3 protein-coding genes are annotated in these 2,735 nt (G+C 41.0%); all 3 read left to right on the top strand.

What is annotated here, in order from left to right; genetic code table 11:
- Positions 1 to 709 (top strand): glycosyltransferase family 4 protein (locus tag ACP5KC_RS09905; RefSeq protein WP_428287464.1); only part of this gene is annotated, 709 nt, incomplete at its 5' end.
- Positions 710 to 720: 11 nt separating this feature from the next.
- Positions 721 to 1,920 carry a glycosyltransferase family 4 protein gene (locus ACP5KC_RS09900; RefSeq protein WP_428287463.1) on the top strand — a complete coding sequence of 400 codons (1,200 nt, stop codon included), beginning with the start codon at positions 721 to 723 and terminating at the stop codon, positions 1,918 to 1,920.
- A gap of 95 nt (positions 1,921 to 2,015) precedes the next feature.
- The coding region (locus tag ACP5KC_RS09895) for a hypothetical protein (RefSeq protein WP_428287462.1) at positions 2,016 to 2,735 on the top strand (720 nt) is incomplete at its 3' end.

The following is a 2,735-nucleotide window of genomic DNA, read 5'->3' as shown; positions in this document are numbered from 1 at the left end:
TGCGATCGTCATGAAGGCTAGGGTGCCTAGATCAAAAGTTTACGAGATACCAAATGGTGTTGACACAGATTTCTTCAAACCGGGTCTACCAGGAAGTGGAGTCTTGGAGAAGCTTGATCTAACAGAAAAAGAATACGTGCTGTTTGTCGGTAGAGTTACTCCAGTCAAAGGCGTTCACATACTATTGAAGGCGTTTGAAGCGATAGTCTCTGAAAATCTTCGTTCGAGTATTAGGCTCGTCATAGCTGGGCCTCTAACCGATAGATTCAACTTAAGCAAGGTATCTGACTACGCTAAAACGCTCATTGAATACTCGCGTAGAAAACTAGGAGACAAGGTGCTATTCACAGGTTCGGTAGACAAGGAGACATTAAGAGTCCTATACTCAAACGCTTACTTCCTCGTACTACCATCACTTGCAGAAGCTTTTCCATTAGTTTTACTAGAGGCTATGGCAAGCGGGATACCCGTTATAGGGTCTAAAGCTGGAGGCATAGTTGATGTGATCCAGAACGAATTCGATGGATTGCTCTTTGAGAAAGGAAACTGGAAAGATCTTGCTGTTAAATTAAGGGTTCTCATCGAGGATAATAATCTTAGAGAAAGATTAAGTAGAAATGCTAGAGATATAGCAGTCAAGAGATATAGCTGGAAGGCCGTTGCGGAGAAAATGCTGAGAGTCTATCGAGACATCATTGGAGCTAGCTAGGAGGCGCTACGATGGAGAGCCTAAGAATAGCACATATAGTTCCTTTCTTTAGCGGTGGTGTGGGTAATGTATCCCTTAACTTAACAAAGGCTTTTACAAGTTTAGGCCATGAAGTAATATTGTTGTCTCCAGAGAAGCCTCCCAAAGACCTCGAAATTACCAAGTATTACAAGCTTAAAGATGTTAGGATTAAAGACCCTTTGTACTCATTGACGTTCAGATTTCATAATCAAGAAATAATAGAAGAAGTTGTTGCGGTAGAGAACCCAGATGTGATAATAACTCATGGCCCTCTCATAATTGCCTTGAGCAGGGTTTCAGGAACTCCTATCATATCTGTTATTCATGGCACTTACGCAAACGAGGTTAGGTACATGCGTTACCACCCGATGTTTGGGTTTGATAGAGTTAGGTATATGACCTCTATCTACACAACATTCAAGTTTGACATGGCCCTCTACAGCCACATGACCAGGCGACACAAAAACCTTTACCTCGTAGCTGTATCAAGGAATACGAAGAGGGAACTTGTAGACGCTGGTGTGCCGAGCCACAGAGTTTTCTCCATCCTAAACGGTGTTGATAAGGACTTGTTTAAGCCTATGAACAAGGACTACGCTAAAACTTCTGTAGAGGAGGTTTTCAGGATCAGACTCAAGGACAAGGTCTTGCTCCACGTGAATCCTGGGCCGATAAAAGGTACCCACACGCTTATAAAAGCACTCGCGATAGTGAAGAAGGTTTACGGAGAAGATATAACTCTCATAGTAGCCGGCAGAATGGGTTCTAAAAGCTACAGGGAATACGTTGAGGCAATGGTTAAAAACCTTGGACTCGAGAACAACGTGAGTTTCCTGGGCTACGTGCAACAAGATAAACTACCTCTACTTTACAACGCTGCAGACCTAACATTAGTGCCCTCATACTCGGAAGGAGCCCCCTTAGTCATCCCAGAATCACTGGCATGTGGAACGCCCGTGGTAGCCACAAACGTGGGTGGAAACCCTGAATACCTCTCGCTAGCTGGTTTGGAAAAGTACATAGTCCATGTGATCAATTACGATTTTTCTCATAACCTTACAAAGGCTATTTTTTTGGCTCTTCAAGAGAGTAGAAGAGTGTTGACAGAAAGCATTTTATCGTGGTATGCTGTGGCGAGATCCTACTTAAATATTATGAACCAAATTGATGATGTAATAGCTGATGTGTAAAATCTGTAAAGTAAAACTTACATGCGTCTCCTCCAACACAATAATTATAAAAACGAGTAGAAGCGTGTGCGAAAATTACGTCGAGTAGAGTAATAGTGGTTCATCCCACTTATAGGGTCTTAGGCGGAGCTGAAAGAGTTTCATTAGGTATAGTTAAAGTACTACTAAATGAATCTTTATACGTAGATATCCTCACTTTCAATAAAGGTCTTCTTCCAAAACTACTGTGCAGAGAACACAATAATGATAGTAAGTGTAGTAAATTGGCTATTCATGAAATTCCGGTCGTTGAGGGAATACCCTCATTAAATAAAGCGCTTTTACAGGGAGTGGTAGCTACTTTGGCGTTGAAGAAATTAAGAGTTGATAAGAAGAGGAGTGTTGTTGTGAATACAAAATTTAATGAGCTGTTAGCATCAGGTGACGTGCTGTACATGCATTACCCATTTTGGATGGTTGCGTCTCAAAACCCACGGGACTCGTCCCTCGTAATAGGGCCTGCGTTGGGTAAGCCAATAAACCCTATTTATTATTACTACCTCAAAATGATAGGCAACTTTTATAACCGTATATCTCTCGAGCTTATAGAGAGAGCAAATCATGTCCTATTTAACAGTGTTTATACTTACACTCTTTTCACATACTATAATAAACATAATGTTGTCGTAGAAAGCCTTAGAGGCAAATTAATGATTTTAAATCCGCCTATCGACGAGAGATTCTTTAAATCAAATATTCATGACAAAGAAAATCTTATTGTCTTAAGATTAAAAGGAGTAAGACCTGATATAGCGTCTGAGATCATTGGTAAGCTT

The organism is Infirmifilum sp. (assembly GCF_049970975.1).
Classification (GTDB): Archaea; Thermoproteota; Thermoprotei; order Thermofilales; family Thermofilaceae; genus Thermofilum; species Thermofilum uzonense.
The sequence above is the reverse complement of the archived record's forward strand: the minus strand, read 5'-3'. Positions and strand labels throughout refer to the sequence as shown.